General features: G+C 39.5%; 15 protein-coding genes and 1 other RNA gene. 14 read left to right on the plus strand and 2 right to left on the minus strand.

All coding sequences use genetic code 11. The annotated features are described in order from the left end of the window. The first annotated feature begins 108 nt into the window (after nucleotides 1-108). The 8 genes from HMPREF2876_RS01165 to pepC all read left to right on the plus strand — a co-directional run bounded on the left by HMPREF2876_RS01165 (nucleotide 109) and on the right by pepC (nucleotide 8724). Entirely contained in the window at nucleotides 109-918 is an 810-nt protein-coding gene (locus HMPREF2876_RS01165; protein WP_070583963.1) for an amino acid ABC transporter permease, read from the plus strand. After that, nucleotides 918-1661: an amino acid ABC transporter ATP-binding protein gene (locus tag HMPREF2876_RS01170; RefSeq protein ID WP_024052129.1), complete on the plus strand. Its 744-nt coding sequence runs from the start codon at nucleotides 918-920 to the stop codon at nucleotides 1659-1661. Before HMPREF2876_RS01165 ends, HMPREF2876_RS01170 begins: the two co-directional genes overlap by 1 nt. A 108-nt stretch (nucleotides 1662-1769) precedes the next feature. Then, nucleotides 1770-1994, plus strand: coding sequence for a DUF4059 family protein (locus HMPREF2876_RS01175; protein WP_024052128.1), 225 nt, complete (start codon nucleotides 1770-1772; stop codon nucleotides 1992-1994). 62 nt (nucleotides 1995-2056) lie between these two features. Beyond that, the gene (gene trxB, locus HMPREF2876_RS01180) at nucleotides 2057-2968 is read left to right on the plus strand and encodes a thioredoxin-disulfide reductase (protein ID WP_003025866.1); all 912 of its coding nucleotides are present in this window, start codon (nucleotides 2057-2059) and stop codon (nucleotides 2966-2968) included. Nucleotides 2969-3365: 397 nt separating this feature from the next. Beyond that, on the plus strand, nucleotides 3366-4742 hold the full coding sequence (locus HMPREF2876_RS01185) for an amino acid permease (protein ID WP_070583966.1): 1377 nt from the start codon (nucleotides 3366-3368) through the stop codon (nucleotides 4740-4742). Between the two features lie 215 nt (nucleotides 4743-4957). Next, nucleotides 4958-6418 (plus strand): nicotinate phosphoribosyltransferase, encoded by a 1461-nt coding sequence (locus HMPREF2876_RS01190; protein ID WP_024052125.1) that lies wholly within the window; start codon nucleotides 4958-4960, stop codon nucleotides 6416-6418. Continuing rightward, nucleotides 6415-7239 carry an ammonia-dependent NAD(+) synthetase gene (gene nadE / locus HMPREF2876_RS01195; protein ID WP_024052124.1) on the plus strand — a complete coding sequence of 275 codons (825 nt, stop codon included), beginning with the start codon at nucleotides 6415-6417 and terminating at the stop codon, nucleotides 7237-7239. The genes HMPREF2876_RS01190 and nadE overlap by 4 nt, the downstream gene beginning before the upstream one ends. Nucleotides 7240-7386: 147 nt before the next feature. Beyond that, nucleotides 7387-8724, plus strand: coding sequence for an aminopeptidase C (gene pepC, locus HMPREF2876_RS01200; RefSeq protein WP_024052123.1), 1338 nt, complete (start codon nucleotides 7387-7389; stop codon nucleotides 8722-8724). Nucleotides 8725-9033: 309 nt separating this feature from the next. Here pepC and pbp1a read toward each other — a convergent pair whose 3' ends face one another. Together pbp1a and recU are read right to left on the minus strand one after the other, a co-directional pair. Next, nucleotides 9034-11202: a penicillin-binding protein PBP1A gene (gene pbp1a, locus HMPREF2876_RS01205; protein WP_070241547.1), complete on the minus strand. Its 2169-nt coding sequence runs from the start codon at nucleotides 11200-11202 to the stop codon at nucleotides 9034-9036. After that, nucleotides 11195-11797, minus strand: coding sequence for a Holliday junction resolvase RecU (recU, locus tag HMPREF2876_RS01210; RefSeq protein WP_024052121.1), 603 nt, complete (start codon nucleotides 11795-11797; stop codon nucleotides 11195-11197). The genes pbp1a and recU overlap by 8 nt, the downstream gene beginning before the upstream one ends. Before the next feature lie 69 nt (nucleotides 11798-11866). On the opposite strand from recU, the gene HMPREF2876_RS01215 reads away from it, so the two are divergent. From HMPREF2876_RS01215 to ahpC, 6 genes are all read left to right on the plus strand, one after another. Then, on the plus strand, nucleotides 11867-12394 hold the full coding sequence (locus HMPREF2876_RS01215) for an SLOG family protein (protein ID WP_070241548.1): 528 nt from the start codon (nucleotides 11867-11869) through the stop codon (nucleotides 12392-12394). Nucleotides 12395-12463: 69 nt separating this feature from the next. Further along, nucleotides 12464-12805, plus strand: coding sequence for a cell division regulator GpsB (gene gpsB, locus HMPREF2876_RS01220; RefSeq protein WP_070583968.1), 342 nt, complete (start codon nucleotides 12464-12466; stop codon nucleotides 12803-12805). Nucleotides 12806-12818: 13 nt separating this feature from the next. Next, an RNA gene (gene rnpB, locus HMPREF2876_RS01225) (RNase P RNA component class B) lies at nucleotides 12819-13185 on the plus strand. A 55-nt stretch (nucleotides 13186-13240) separates the two neighbouring features. After that, on the plus strand, nucleotides 13241-14395 hold the full coding sequence (locus HMPREF2876_RS01230; RefSeq protein ID WP_042754017.1) for a THUMP domain-containing class I SAM-dependent RNA methyltransferase: 1155 nt from the start codon (nucleotides 13241-13243) through the stop codon (nucleotides 14393-14395). A 12-nt stretch (nucleotides 14396-14407) separates the two neighbouring features. Further along, nucleotides 14408-15904 (plus strand): cell division site-positioning protein MapZ family protein, encoded by a 1497-nt coding sequence (locus tag HMPREF2876_RS01235; protein WP_024052116.1) that lies wholly within the window; start codon nucleotides 14408-14410, stop codon nucleotides 15902-15904. A gap of 102 nt (nucleotides 15905-16006) precedes the next feature. Beyond that, complete coding sequence (gene ahpC / locus HMPREF2876_RS01240) at nucleotides 16007-16573, plus strand: alkyl hydroperoxide reductase subunit C (protein ID WP_024052115.1); 567 nt, start codon at nucleotides 16007-16009, stop codon at nucleotides 16571-16573. Nucleotides 16574-16582: the final 9 nt, after the last annotated feature.

Consider the following 16582-nt stretch of genomic DNA (forward strand, 5'->3'; position numbering starts at 1 on the left):
AACGAATGTGATAGACTAGTCTTGCTAGTCTATTTTTATCGTAGCAAATAATTGGTGAAATAAAAAAATTGTGATAGAATTAGACATTATCGAGAAAGGGAAGTTACTATGATTGTTACAACAGCGATTTTAACCTCTAATTGGTATCAAGAATTGGTTCAGAAGATTCCAGACGGACAGCTTTTTAGCTGGCGCTCTGTGTTTGACGGACTACCAAGAATTATCGAAAAATTACCAACAACACTACTATTGACCTTGGGAGGAGCTTTTTTTGGATTGATGTTGGCTCTCATTTTTGCTGTTGTCAAAATCAACCGTGTGAAAATTTTGTATCCTCTGCAGGCCTTTTTTGTTAGTTTTTTGCGAGGGACACCAGTGCTTGTTCAGCTCATGCTGACTTATTATGGGATTCCTTTGCTTCTGAAGGCCATCAACTTGCGATTCGGTACGGGTCTGAATATCAATGCTATTCCAGCCTATCTATTTGCCATTGTAGCTTTTGCTTTTAATGAAGCGGCTTACGCTAGTGAAACCATTCGAGCGGCGATTTTGTCTGTTGATGCTGGAGAAATTGAAGCGGCTCGTAGTTTGGGAATGACAAACAGACAAGTTTACCGCTGTGTTATTATTCCCAATGCAGCTGTGGTTGCCACACCGACCTTGATTAACTCTTTGATTGGCTTGACCAAGGGAACTTCTCTGGCTTTTAGTGCAGGAGTTGTTGAGATTTTTGCTCAAGCGCAGATTTTGGGTGGTGCGGATTACCGTTACTTTGAGCGCTTTATCTCGGTTGCTCTTGTCTATTGGGGCGTGAATATTGTGATTGAAGCATTTGGGCGGTTTATCGAAAAGAAAATGGCGATTGAAGCGCCTGATAATCTCAATCCACAAATACAGGCGAAAGGAGATGTTCGATAATGATTCGTATTTCAAATCTCAGCAAATCCTTTTCTGGACAAATGGTTTTAAACAATCTTAGTTTAGAGATTCAAAAAGGAGAAGTGGTTGCTTTAATTGGTTCATCTGGTGCGGGGAAATCCACTTTCTTACGCAGTTTGAATTATCTGGAACAGCCAGACAGCGGCACGATTGCCATTGATGATTTTACTGTTGATTTTTCTACGATTAGCAAGGAAGAAATCCTAACCTTGCGACGAAAGTTAGCTATGGTGTTTCAGCAGTTTAATTTATTTGAGCGTCGGACGGCTTTGGACAATGTCAAAGAAGGTTTATTGGTTGTAAAAAAATTCTCAGACCAAGAAGCGACGAATCTTGCCAAAGAAGAACTGGCAAAAGTTGGTCTGTCAGACCGTGAAAATCACTATCCACGTCATCTGTCAGGTGGACAAAAACAACGTGTCGCTTTGGCGCGTGCGCTTGCGATGAAGCCAGATGTTTTGCTTTTAGACGAGCCAACATCAGCGCTTGATCCTGAACTAGTAGGGGAAGTTGAAAAATCCATTGCAGATGCAGCCAAGGCTGGTCAGACCATGATTTTAGTCAGCCATGACATGTCTTTTGTGTCTCAAGTGGCAGACAAGGTACTCTTTTTAGATAAGGGACACATCATTGAAATGGGTACTCCAGATGAAATAATGAACCATCCTAAAGAAGAACGCACAAAAGAATTTTTTGCCAGTTACAAACGGACATACATTTGATATAATAGAAAAAGAAGCCCAGTTGGCCTTGCTAGCTGGGTTTATTTTCAAGTTTGCGGCATTTGTTTTGAATGCCTTTAACAAAAATTAGGGAATAGAGGAGTGACTATGCTGTCTCGAGTTTTTTTACTCTATTTAGAGAGTTTGTTGATTACGGCACTATTGGTAGGGAGTTTTCTAGGATTATGGATTGGGCTTCGTGCTGTTCGGCGTGTTGATAAAACAATCAAAGATCGACAAGCTCATCTGTATGATATGCTATTGATTGCAGTGATGACGGTTCCGATTTTATCCTTTGCAATGATGGGGATTCTGCTTATCTTCAGAGCATAATGTTTGAAAAAAGAGCTTAATAACGTTAGAATAACAGTGATTACAATAAAGGAAGTAAATTTATGTACGACACAATTATTATTGGGGCTGGACCAGCAGGCATGACAGCTGCGCTTTATGCTGCTAGAAGTAATCTTAAAGTGGCTCTTTTGGAACGTGGCATTCCAGGCGGACAAATGAACAATACCTCAGATATTGAAAATTATCCTGGATATGCTAATATCAGTGGTCCAGAACTAGCCGAAAAAATGTTTGAACCGCTCGAAAATTTGGGAGTGGAGCATTTGTTTGGCTCTGTTGAAAAAATCGAACACCAAGGAGCAATAAAAAAAGTCTTTACAGAAGATGAGATTTTTGAAACCAAGACGCTTATTATTGCGACTGGAGCTGTTCATCGTCATCTAGGAGTTCCGGGTGAAGAAGAATTAAACAGCCGCGGGGTGTCTTACTGTGCAGTCTGTGACGGCGCCTTTTTTCGAGATGAAGATTTGCTTGTGGTCGGTGGAGGCGACTCTGCGGTGGAAGAGGCTGTATTTTTGACTCGTTTTGCAAAAACGGTGACGATTATTCATCGGCGCGATGAATTGCGAGCCCAAAAGTTACTGCAAGAACGTGCATTTGCCAATGAAAAAATTCATTTTATCTGGGATTCAGTTGTGAAGGAAATCAAAGGTGACAAGCGCGTTAGCAGCGTTATGGTAGAGAATGTCAAAACGGGTGAAATATCTGAACATGAATTTGGCGGTGTCTTTATCTATGTTGGTTTAGATCCAGTTAGTGAGTTTGCCAAAGATTTGGGCATTACCAATGAAGCAGGCTGGATTGTAACCGATAATCATATGAAAACGGCTATTTCTGGCATCTATGCTATTGGAGATGTTCGCGAAAAAGATCTTCGCCAAGTAACGACAGCTGTCGGTGACGGAGCGGTTGCAGGGCAAGAAGTCTACAAGTATATCACAGAGAATTTTTAGAGCGAAAGACCAAAATCATCTTGGTTCGTAGTCTCAGCCACGCAAGGCTTCTCAGCAGTCTCTCAGACTGTTTAGGTAGTGGATAAAAAACGAAGTGTTTGACAAAGGTATTCTTTCAAACTTGTAAAGCGAATGCCTTTAGACTTTCGTATCAGCCTCAATTGTACTCTAAATTGCCTAAGGGTAATAGAGTTTCTCCAAACGCACGATATAAACAAAGGAAGTTGAGCACTTGTCCCAGCTTCTTTTTGCTTAATAAAAACCCAGTAATGCATTGGAGGATTGGAAATGAAAGGGTTTCTTTTGATTTGTTCAATTCTCGTGCCCTCATAAATGACTAGTGAAATTGTCAGAATTGTGGTACAATAGAAAAGTTCATGTGAAAAGGAGGCTTCGTATGAGTGAAAAGAATTCTGAAAATAATAAAAATAAAATGGAACGTGGCTTAAAAAATCGTCATGTCCAAATCATTGCTATTGCTGGGACAATTGGAACGGGTCTCTTTTTGGGAGCAGGACGTTCGATTAGTCTGACAGGGCCGTCAATTATTCTCATTTACATGTTGACTGGCATCTTTATGTATTTGATGATGCGGGCGATTGGAGAGATGTTGTATTATGATCCAGACCAGCACACATTTATCAACTTCATTACCAAGTATCTTGGGAATGGCTGGGGCTATTTTTCCGGTTGGTCCTATTGGATTTCTCTCATTTTTATCGGTATGGCAGAAATCACGGCAGTTGCACAATATGTCCAATTTTGGTTTCCGACTTGGCCGGCATGGCTGATTCAAATCGTCTTCCTTGCTGTTTTGAGTATGGTCAATCTGATTGCAGTCCGAGTTTTTGGTGAAGTTGAATTTTGGTTTGCCATGGTCAAGATTGTAGCGATTATTGCTTTGATTGTGACAGCGATTTTTATGGTGTTGACAGGCTTTAAAACGCCCAATGGTGTAGCCAGCATCAGCAATATCAGTCAAAATTTCCAATTATTTCCTAATGGTTTTATGAGTTTTGTCATGGGCTTTCAAATGGTCTTCTTTGCTTATCAAGCTATTGAATTTATTGGAATCACAACGTCTGAAACGGCAAATCCTCGGCAGGTATTGCCAAAGGCTATTAAAGAAATCCCCTTGCGGATCGTTCTTTTCTACGGTGGCTCTTTGCTTGCAATTATGGCGATTATCCCTTGGCGGGATTTAGCAACCACAGATTCTCCCTTTGTGATTGTTTTCAAGTTGGCAGGCCTTAAATGGGCTGCAGCTTTGATTAACTTTGTCGTATTGACTTCAGCTGCTTCAGCTTTGAACTCTACCTTGTATTCGACTGGGCGTAATTTGTATCAAATCGCACATGATTCACCTAATCGCTTTTTGAATGGAATCGGTGCTGGGAAATTATCCAGACAAAATGTTCCGCAAAACGCTATTTTGACCTCAGCGGTAGTGATTGCATTAGCTGCTTTTATTCAGGTGTTACCAGGAGTATCAGACTCCTTTGCTTTGATTACTGCTTCTTCATCAGGAGTTTATATTGCTATCTATGCACTCACTATGATTGCTCACCTGAAATACAGAAAATCAAAAGAATTTATGGCAGATGGCTATCTAATGCCAGCCTATAAGTTTCTCAATCCTCTTACTTTGCTCTTCTTTGCCTTTGTATTTATAACCCTCTTTTTACAAAAATCAACCGTTGTAGGAGCAATCGGTTCAGCTATTTGGATACTTGTATTTGGTATTTATAGCCAATTGAAATTTAAAGATAAATAATAATATAATAAAACCAAGGATAAATTTGCGACTTTTTTAAAGTTGTTCCAAATGCACCTTGGTTTTTAAGATGTTTTAAAACTGAAAATTTAAACAGCGCAATACAACAGAAAACTTGAGAATAGTTATTTAAACACCTAAAGTTGAACAAGATTTCCTCTTGCTCTTTTGATTTGTGGTATAATAAGTAAAAATATATCTTACAAGGAGTCGTTATGTATCCAGATGATAGTTTAACCTTGCATACGGATTTGTATCAAATCAACATGATGCAAGTCTATTTTAGAAGAAATATTCATAATAAACGAGCTGTTTTTGAAGTTTATTTTCGGAAAGAGCCCTTTCATAGTGGCTATGCGGTTTTTGCTGGTTTGGAGCGGATGGTTCATTATTTAAATCATTTGACATTTTCAGATAGTGATATTGCCTATCTTCGTTCTCTTGGCTATGATGAAAAATTTTTAGACTATTTAGCAAATTTGAAATTGGAATTAACAGTACGTTCTGCACAAGAGGGAGACTTGGTCTTTGCGAATGAACCCATTGTTCAAGTAGAAGGTCCTCTTGCTCAATGTCAATTAGTGGAAACTGCCTTATTAAACATTGTCAACTATCAAACCCTGGTAGCGACAAAAGCAGCTCGGATTCGCTCAGTCATCGAAGATGAGCCTTTAATGGAATTTGGTACACGCCGAGCACAGGAAATGGATGCGGCTATCTGGGGAACTCGTGCGGCAGTGATTGGTGGAGCAAATGGAACCAGTAATGTTCGTGCTGGAAAGCTCTTTGATATTCCAGTATTAGGAACGCATGCTCATGCTCTCGTCCAAGTCTATGGAAATGACTATGAAGCTTTTAAGGCGTATGCTGAAACGCACCATGACTGTGTTTTCTTGGTGGATACCTGTGATACATTCCGCCTCGGTGTTCCTGCAGCGATTCAAGTAGCGCGTGAAATGGGGGATAAAATCAATTTCCTTGGAGTGCGGATTGATTCAGGGGATTTGGCTTATATTTCTAAAAAAGTTCGCCAGCAGTTGGATGAAGCTGGTTTTCCAAATGCTAAAATCTACGCCTCTAACGACTTGGATGAAAATACAATCCTCAACTTAAAAATGCAAAAGGCAAAGATTGATGTGTGGGGCGTTGGAACTAAGCTCATCACGGCTTATGACCAACCAGCACTGGGAGCCGTTTATAAGATTGTGGCTATTGAAGATGAACATGGCAATTTGCGTAATACGATTAAGCTCTCTAATAATGTGGAAAAAGTATCAACACCAGGTAAAAAACAAGTTTGGCGGATTACTAGCCGTGCAAAAGGTAAGTCAGAAGGAGACTATATCACTTATGATGGCGTAGATGTGAATGCTATTGCCGAATTAGAAATGTTTCACCCAACTTACACCTACATCAATAAAACAGTGACAAATTTTGACGCAGTGCCTCTTTTGATTGATATCTTTAAACAAGGACAACTCGTCTATGAATTGCCAACCTTAACAGAAATCCAACAATATGCTCGCAAGGAGTTTGATAAGTTATGGGACGAGTACAAACGTGTCCTCAATCCGCAAGATTACCCTGTGGATTTAGCGCGTGATGTATGGCAAGACAAGGTTGATTTGATTGATCAAATGCGTAAAAAAGCGAACCAAATGGGAGAAACAAAATGACCTTACAAGAAACGATTATCCAGCAATTAGGCGTGAAACCTATCATTGACCCAGAGGAAGAAATTTGTAAATCCATTGATTTTTTAAAGGATTATCTTAAAAAACATTCTTTTTTGAAAACCTATGTTTTGGGAATTTCGGGCGGACAAGATTCTACTTTAGCAGGACGTTTGGCGCAATTGGCAATAGAGGAAATGCGTGCGGAAACTGGCGATGCTAGCTATCAATTTATCGCAGTGCGTTTGCCATATGGGGTGCAGGCTGATGAAGAGGATGCACAGCGAGCTCTTGCTTTTATCCAGCCGGATGTCAGTCTTGTGGTCAACATCAAAAAAAGTGCAGATGCTATGACAAAGGCGGTTGAGGCTACGGGAGCAACGGTCTCAGACTTCAATAAAGGCAATATTAAGGCTCGCAGTCGCATGATTGCGCAGTATGCTTTAGCAGGCTCTTATAAAGGAGCAGTGGTTGGAACGGATCATGCTGCAGAAAACGTTACAGGATTCTTTACGAAATTTGGTGATGGTGGTGCAGACATTCTGCCACTTTATCGTCTCAATAAACGGCAAGGTAAGCAACTGTTGGCTGCCTTGGGCGCTGATTCTGCCCTCTATGAAAAAGTACCAACAGCAGACCTGGAAGAAGAAAAGCCAGGCATTGCAGATGAAGTCGCTCTCGGTGTCACTTACAACGAAATTGATGACTATTTGGAAGGTAAAACCATTTCTGACCAAGCGAAAGCAAGGATTGAATCTTGGTGGCACAAAGGGGAGCACAAGCGTCATTTGCCGATTACAATCTTCGATGATTTTTGGAAATAAGCAGGAGAATTGTTCTGACTTATGTTTTTTAAAATACGTCGGCTACTAAAATCAGCTGTATAACAAAAAGTTAGGTGCGCCTAACTTTTTGTTTGAAGAATTTTGAAAATAAGATATAATAGTGTTTAGAATTAGAAGGAGGTATCTATGAATTCTATAGATCAACAATTTACAGATAAATTATATGCAAATTATGAAGCAACTGCTAAGTATGCTGCAATTGAAAATGCAGTTAGCCACAATGGTTTATTAACATCGCTTGAAAAGCGTAGCAGTGCAATTGAAAACAATCCTGTGTTTTCCATTGATTTAACTAAAGATAAAGTCAGCAATCAAAAAGCGTCTGGACGTTGCTGGATGTTTGCAGCGCTCAATACATTCCGTCATAAAATGATTGCAGGCTTTCAATTGGAAGAATTTGAATTGTCTCAAGCGCACACATTCTTTTGGGATAAATATGAAAAATCCAACTGGTTTTTAGAGCAAGTCTTAGCAACAGCTGACCAAGACTTAACCAGTCGCAAAGTGAAATTCCTCTTAGATACGCCTCAACAAGACGGCGGACAATGGGATATGGTTGTGGCACTTTTTGAAAAATATGGAGTTGTTCCAAAATCAGTTTACCCAGAATCCATTTCATCTAGCAATAGCCGTGAGCTCAACCAATATCTTAATAAATTACTCCGTCAAGATGCACAAATCTTGCGTGATTTGGTTACTAGTGGAGCAGATGCGACAGCTATTCAAGCTAAAAAAGAAGAGTTCTTACAAGAAATCTTTAATTTCTTAGCAATGTCATTTGGACTCCCACCTCGTACTTTTGATTTTGCTTATCGTGATAAAGATAACAATTTCCACAGTGAAACTGGACTAACACCACAAGCATTTTACAAAAAATACGTGGATTTTCAATTAGATGACTACGTTTCAATCATCAATGCTCCTACAGCTGACAAACCATACGGTAAATCTTATACAGTTGAGATGTTAGGAAATGTCGTAGGAGCACGTGATGTCCGTTATTTGAATGTTAATATGGAGCGTTTGAAAGAGCTGGCTATTGCTCAAATGCAGGCTGGAGAAACTGTTTGGTTTGGTTCTGATGTCGGTCAATCTAGCAACCGTAAAGCGGGCGTTATGGTTAACGACATGTACGATTTCACATCCAGCATGGATATTGAATTGACACAAGATAAGGCAGGACGTTTGGATTACAGCGAAAGTCTCATGACCCATGCTATGGTCTTGACAGGTGTTGATTTGGATGAAAATGGAAAATCAACAAAATGGAAAGTGGAAAATTCTTGGGGCGATAAGGTTGGAGACAAAGGTTATTTTGTTGCCAGCGACGACTGGATGGACGAGTACACTTATCAAATCGTTGTCCGTAAAGAATTTTTAACAGCAGAAGAACTAGCTGCTTATGAAGCAGAACCAAAAGTACTTGCCCCATGGGATCCAATGGGAGCTTTGGCTAGCAAATAAGAATAAAAAAGAAGCAGGATAAAGCTTTGAGACTTAATGAAAATCAAATTGCAAACTAAGAGATGAGTCGTAAGTAGATCAAAAGAGGAGCTTTTGAGATCGCAGATGAAACTGACGAAGTTTGAAGAGATTTTCATAAGGTATAAGACTGCTTCATGGTGATTTCATCAGGAATTGAAATATTAAAAACACGAACAATCTTATAGTCAGTTATTTACTAGTCTTGATTGTTCGTGTTTTTTAATTTTTACAAAACTCTGATTTGAAGGTGTTAACTTTTAAACGGCTTGGCTTTCAGGAACTTGTTCATTATCGGTTTCGTGAAGGAGGAGTTTCTGACTTTCCACCGCCATTAGGAGAACTTGCAGACGTAGAAGCACTCGGTTCTATACTTGATGAAGCAGAGCTGCTTGATGACTCTTGGGTAGAACTTTCTTGGCTGCTTGAAGAAGATGATGATTCTTCAAGGCTCGAACTGGAAGTAGAATTATAATAATTTCCTTGGTATCTATTAGTGGAATTGGCTAAAAAGACATAATTTCCGCTACGATAAAGGCTGCTAGGCATTTTCCAGTCTTCTGTCCCGCTTTCAGACAAGTAAGACATCATCGCACGGTAAACATCTGTTGCGACTTTCAGACCATCATCCAGAACGGGAGTAAGACGATTAGTGTAACCTGTCCATACCGCCATTGAATATTTCTGCGTATAACCAACAAAGAGTTCATCAGGAGTCACAACACTAGAGCCACCATAAGGCTTCGTTAGTTTCGCTAGTTCATCATCGGAATAGTTGGAGGTCCCTGTCTTACCGGCTTGGTAGACACCTGATATAGCTGCGTTGGTTCCTGTACCTGAAGTGAGAACTGTTTTCAGCATATTTGTCATCATGTACGCAGTTGTTTCTTTCATTGCGGTTGTGCCTTGATTAGAGAAATCTTTTGAGGTTCCATCGCTAAAGACAACACGGCTGACGTATTGAGGTTTATAATAAGTTCCTCCATTTGCAAAAGCAGCATAGGCAGCAGCCATTTTTTCACTGCTGGCACCATATTTCTTATATGATTTTGTGGTATTACTTGAAATGGCATTTGCATAGACCATATCTGGATAATCAATGCCAAGTCCATTAAGGAATTTCTTTGATTTGCTGAGACCAACAGCTTCTAATGTTTTGACAGCTGGGACGTTCCGAGATTCCTGAAGTGCATACTGAATGGTGATGTTTCCGAAATACCGCATATCCCAGTTGTAAACCGGAGTAGTTGTTCCAGGATAATGATAAGGAGCATCACTAATATAAGCAGCCGTAGAAGTGTAAATGCCATTTTCAATGGCTGGAGCGTAATCCGTGATCGGTTTCATGGTTGATCCCCAGTCGCGATTGGTTTCAACCGCTTGGTTAGTACCAAAAGAGACATTTGAAACTTGATTTCGGACTCCTAGTTGAGCAATTACCTTACCAGTTGTAGCATCTATAATGGTAGAAGCTACTTGTAATTCATCATCTGGATAAGCAACATATTCATTGCTATTATAAATGTTCCAAAGGCGTTCTTGAGCTGCTCTGTTTACGTTTGTATACACTTCCATTCCCGTCGTCAGCAAGTTATAGCCTGTTTCTTCTTGGACTTGCTCAATAACTTGCTTTAAGTAGTTATCCATGTAAGCAGGATAAGAAGCCGAATTTTTCAAGCTTTGCAGACCATCTGTGACGGGCGTATTGACTGCTTTTTCATATTGCTCAGCAGAGATGTATTTGAGTTTATACATTTCTGACAATACAAGATTGCGACGATTTTTAGCAGCTTCTGGTTTTGTATAAGGATCGTATTGATTCGGTGCCTGGGGCATCCCTGCCAATAAAGCAGTTTGAGCTAAGCTCAAATCTTTCAAACCTTTGCCGTAATAACTTTGAGCAGCTGTTTGCATACCGTAGTTACCATTTGACATATAGACCTTGTTTACATAATACGTAATAATTTCTTGCTTAGTGGCTTTGCGCTCTAATTGAACAGCTAACCAGGCTTCTTGAATTTTCCGTGATAGTGTTTGGTCGGCGCTTGAAGTGGAGAAGTAGGTCAGTTTAATCAACTGTTGCGTCAACGTTGACCCTCCTTGTCGATTTCCTCTGCGCAGATTATTCAAGAAAGCACCCAAAATACGAACAGAGTCCACGCCGCGATGATTGAAGAAACGGTGGTCTTCAATTGCAACGATAGCTCGTACTAAGTCAGTTGGAATATCACTTGTTGCCGCATTGACCCTTTTTTCAGAACCTAAGTCGGCAATAAGATTGTTTTCACTATCATAGATTTTACTGGAAGTTGTGGCGACTAGTTTCTTTTCTGACAAGGCAGGTGCCTTGTGAACTTGATAGAGAAAAATTCCTCCACCAGCTACAACTCCAAGCATAAATAATGTAATGAGACCGATAGTTACATATTTTGCAGCTGTCAGTAAAGATTGCTTATTCATTTATTTTACCACCTAGTAAATTTTGTTGAATGATTTCAAGATACGGAATGCTAGGAAGACCATTCTGTGAGATAGAATATCCATGCTTTTGAATGTAGTCAAGTGGCATGGACTTTTTCCCCTTGTCAATCTTGAAGAAGTTAATTAAATAAGGAGCAGGAAGCAGATATGTCAATTTTAAGGCTGAAAAGTGCAATAAAACGAAACAAATTCCTCCTTGTTTGACGACTTGTTCCATGTGCTTGATTTGATGAGCATGAAAATTTTTCATCGGCATGGAAGCCTTTTGATGTGTTTCTTTTGCTTCAAAATCTATATAATGTCCTTGATAGACACCAGAATAGTCTGTTGTAGAGGCTTGTCGAAAGTAGGCTTCAACAATTTTTGCCCGACTACGTCTGGGATAATCCACTTTTACAATCTGAATAGGGGTTGGTTTCTTGTGAATGACCGCTAAATCGTGACTAAGATAATAATCATTCGTTTCATTGATCATTTTTTCAAACGACATTCCCCGATTCGCAAAGTCAACGGACTTCTTTTTGGGAAGTCTTAATGAATTTCGAGAGGGAACTTTATGTGGATAGTTGACCATATATCTCCTTATTGGTACAATAACATCACTCTATTATAACATAAAAAAGGAAATAAAGGGATAATTTAAGTGGTTAGCGTATTAATAGTAGGTTATCGGAATTTTGATTTGGGAATTTTTAATGACAAAGACCCTCGAATCAAGATTATTAAAAAAGCCATTCAGCGAGATTTGACGCGTTTATTGGAAGAAGGTGCGGAGTGGCTGATTTTTACTGGGAACTTAGGTTTTGAAGTTTGGGCACTAGAGGTTGCAAAAGAATTGCAGAAAGATTACGATTTTCAAATTGCGACGATTTTTACTTTTGAGAATCAAGGTGAAATCTGGAATGAAGCCAATCAAGAAAAATTAAGTTGTTTTAAACAGGTGGATTTTGTTAAATACGCCTATTCTCATTATGAAAATCCCAGCCAATTTCGTGATTACAATCACTTTCTACTCAGTAATACAGACGGGGCTTATATTTTTTACGATGAAGAAAATGAAACAAATTTAAAGTATCTTTACCAAATGATGAAGAAACAAGAACAATATTTTATCAAACAATTAACATTTGATGACTTGAATGAGGTCGCAGAAAATTTTTCCGAAAATTAGATGTTTAACCTTGATTTTTGCGGTTCATTTTTTATATAATTAAAGTAATGAACGAGAATGGAGAGAGAAATGGCTAGTATTATTTACACACCGAAAGATATTTTTGATCAAGATTTTAAAGTTGGCGTCCGTGGATATAGCAAGGTTGAAGTGGACGAATTTTTAGATGATGTCATTAAAGATTACGAAACGTATGCTGCTTTGGTAAAGGAACTGCGTGAAGAAAATGCTCGTTTGAAAGCACAACTCGCTAAAAAGTCAAATGAGGCGGCAACTTCACCTTTGACGCAATCTATCATGGAACCCCCTCAAGTGGCATCTGCTACGCTGACAAATTTTGATATTTTAAAACGCTTAAATCGTTTGGAAAAAGAAGTATTCGGCAAGCAAATCTTAAATAACAAAATTTAATAAGTAATGTGCAATTTTTGGATAATCGCGTGAGAATATTTTATTTTCATGAGGAAAGTCCATGCTAGCACGGGCTGTGATGCCCGTAGTGTTTGTGCTAGGTGAAACAATAAGCCTAGGGACGGAAGTATCCGTTACGGCGACTGAAATGGCTAAGTCTTTGATAAGTCAAAATAGGTCTGAAAGTGCCACAGTGACGTAGTTTTTGTGGAAACACAAGAAGTGGAACGCGGTAAACCCCTCAAGCTAGCAACCCAAACTTTGGTCGGGGCACGGAATGCGTGGAAACGAACGCAGCATTCTGACTGGAAACAGTAGACAGATGATTATCGAAGGAAATGATACCTAGTTATTTCTGGAACAAAACATGGCTTATAGAAAGTTGCATATAGGTTTAGCTAGCGTATTATGCTAGCTTTTATTTTGAGAGGACGAATGAAAACGAAATTTAAGTTGATTGCGACTGCTGCGGCTGGTTTAGAGGCTGTGGTTGGTCGTGAAATCAGAAATCTTGGCTTAGAATGTCAAGTGGAAAATGGGCGTGTGCGTTTTGACGGAACTGTTGAAACCATTATTGAAACTAATCTCTGGTTGCGTGCAGCAGACCGCATTAAGATTGTTGTTGGCAGTTTTTCGGCTAAAACCTTTGAGGAATTATTTCAGGGGATTTTTGCTTTGGATTGGGAAAACTATTTGCCACTTGGAGCAAAATTTCCAATTGCTAAGGCAAAATGTGTCAAATCAAAACTCCACAATGAACCAAGTGTGCAAGCTATTTCTAAAAAAGCAGTAGTCAAAAAGTTGCAAAAGCACTATGCTCGACCAGAGGGTGTTCCCCTAATGGAAAATGGAGCTGAGTTTAGAATAGAGGTTACTATTCTGAAAGATATAGTGACGGTGATGATTGACACAACAGGATTCAGCCTCTTCAAACGTGGTTATCGGGCCGATAAGGGTGGCGCTCCAATTAAAGAAAATATGGCGGCTGCGATTCTGCTCTTATCCAATTGGTATCCAGATAAACCCTTGGTTGATCCGACCTGTGGTTCAGGAACTTTCTGTATTGAAGCAGCTATGATTGGCATGAATATGGCGCCGGGACTTCATCGCCATTTTGCGTTTGAAGAATGGAATTGGGTTGACTCAGACTTGGTTGGGCGTGTTCGTGCTAGAGCTTTAGGACAGATTAAGCAAGACATTCAGCTTGATATTTTAGGGACTGATATTGATGCACGTATGGTGGAGATTGCCAAACGAAATGCCGAAGAAGCAGGTGTTTCTGAGCAGATTGTTTTTAAGCAAATGCGTTTGCAAGATTTGCACACCGACAAGATAAATGGTGTCATCGTTTCCAATCCGCCTTATGGCGAGCGATTGTTGAATGATGATGCTGTGACCAAGCTTTATCAAGAAATGGGACAGACTTTTGCACCACTAAAGACGTGGAGCAAGTTTATCTTGACGAGTGATGAAGCATTTGAAACAAAATTTGGCAGCCAAGCCGATAAAAAACGCAAACTCTATAATGGAACTTTAAAAGTTGATTTGTATCAATATTTTGGTCAGAGAGTCAAACGTCAGATAGATTAGAAAGGATTTGCCGTGAGTAAAGACGAAAAACATTTGCCAGAACAAGAAGAAAAAGAATCAATTCTTGATTTTGAAACAGCTAAAGAAATGACAGTTGGTCAAGCTGCTAGAAAAAGCGAAGAACTTGAAGCAGGGGTGACGGAAGAGGACAATGTGCTGGATAAATACATTAAACAGCATCGTCAAGAAATTGAAGCAGGAAAATTTTCGGCTCAATCTGCAGAAGAAATGTCTGAAGCAGAAGATAAAGAACAACTGAGCCAGTTAGACTTGGCAGAATTTATCCAGGAGATGCACGATGAGGTTCAAGAGGAAGCCCCCCTAGAATCTGCAGAGGTAGCGTCTGAGGAGTCTGCCTTTGATGAAACAGTAGCTGCACTTGCAGCCAGAGAAGCAGAACCGCAAGAAAATTCGGAAGAAAACAGTACACAAACTCCAGAGGAGTTAGAGGCTGAGACAAAAATAATGGAACCAATTCAGCCTGAAATGGATGATATTCCTGTGAGTTCAACTGAGTCAACGGAAAGCTATCCGACTTTTACAGCGTTAGATGAAGAAATGGAAACGGAGAAAGTTCCATTTTATAAAAATAAGAAAGTCCTCTATTCTGCAGCGAGTGTTATTTTACTGGCTTTAATCGGCGGAACAGCTTATCTGTCTTTGAACAAAAAGCAAGCGAAAACAACCACAACTTCAACGAGCCAAACAAATAAATCTTCTACCGCTTCTAGCTCTGAAAATAAGAATTTGAAAGCTTTCAACAGCCTTTATGATTCATTCTTTACAGATGCCAATAAATTGGCTTTGAAAAACAGCAGTTTCGGAAACTTAAACAAACTAAAAGCAGCATTGGAAAAATTAAAAAACACCAACGAGTACAATGTTGCCAAAGCAAAATACGATAGCTTGGTCAAACAAGTTGAGGCTGTTCAAAATGTGAATGCGCAATTCACTTCAGCAGCTATTACAGATGGTGTTTTGGATACTAAAGCAAAGGTTAAGGCTGATGCCAAATTTACAGATGTCACAACTGGAAATACGGACTTGGATAAGGTGTTGAAATCTGCGATTAGCTTAGGAAAGAGTCAACAAACCTCTGCTCCTCAATCTGAGGCTGCCGCTGCACCGTCACAAAGCTCCGCTCAAGCACCTGTAGCAGAACAACCAGCTTCTGTACCAGCGCAAACAACTGCTCCAGCAGCAACAGCGTCAGGCACGAATTTACAGCGTCATTTAAGTCGAGTACCATACGACCAAACTAAAATTAACGACAGTAATAATCCAGCTTGGAATTTCAATCCTGGTGTGTTAGAAAAAATTTTAGCAACCTCACGGGAACGTGGCTATTTCACAGGAGATAATTATATTCTTGAACGTGTGAATATTATCAACGGAAATGGTTATTACAATTTATTTAGAACAGATGGAACCTACCTCTTTAGTATTAACTGTAAAACGGGTTATTTTGTAGGAAACGGCGCGGGTTACGCAGATGCTTTGGATTATTAGGAAACGTTTTCAAGCAAGATATTAGACACTAAAAATCTTATAGGCTATAATGGGCTTATAAGATTTTTATTTTATTATAAAACTAATTTTGGAGGTAATCTTATGTCACTTATTGGTAAGGAAATTGTCGAGTTTACAGCAGATGCTTATCACGCTGGAAACGGGAAATTTATCACAGTTTCTAGTGAAAATTTAAAAGGTCATTGGAGCGTCGTTTGCTTCTATCCTGCTGATTTTTCATTTGTTTGTCCGACTGAATTGGAGGATTTGCAAGAGCAGTATGCAGATCTTAAAGAACTAGGTGTGGAAGTTTATTCTGTTTCAACAGATACGCATTTTACACATAAAGCTTGGCATGATCATTCAGATGCCATCGGAAAACTTGAATATATCATGATTGGCGATCCATCTCATACCATTTCACTTGGTTTTGATGTGTTAGATGAAAGTGGATTGTCTCAACGTGGTACTTTTATCATTGACCCAGATGGAGTTGTACAAGCACTTGAAATCAATGCAGACGGTGTTGGGCGCGATGCGTCTGTCTTGATTGACAAAATCCATGCTGCACAATATGTACGGAGCCATCCAGGTGAAGTTTGCCCAGCTAAATGGAAAGAAGGAATTGAAACACTTACTCCAAGTCTTGATTTAGTTGGTAAAATTTAAGGAGGCTTA

It is taken from the genome of Streptococcus sp. HMSC073A12 (assembly GCF_001812815.1).
Classification (GTDB): domain Bacteria; phylum Bacillota; class Bacilli; order Lactobacillales; family Streptococcaceae; genus Streptococcus; species Streptococcus vaginalis.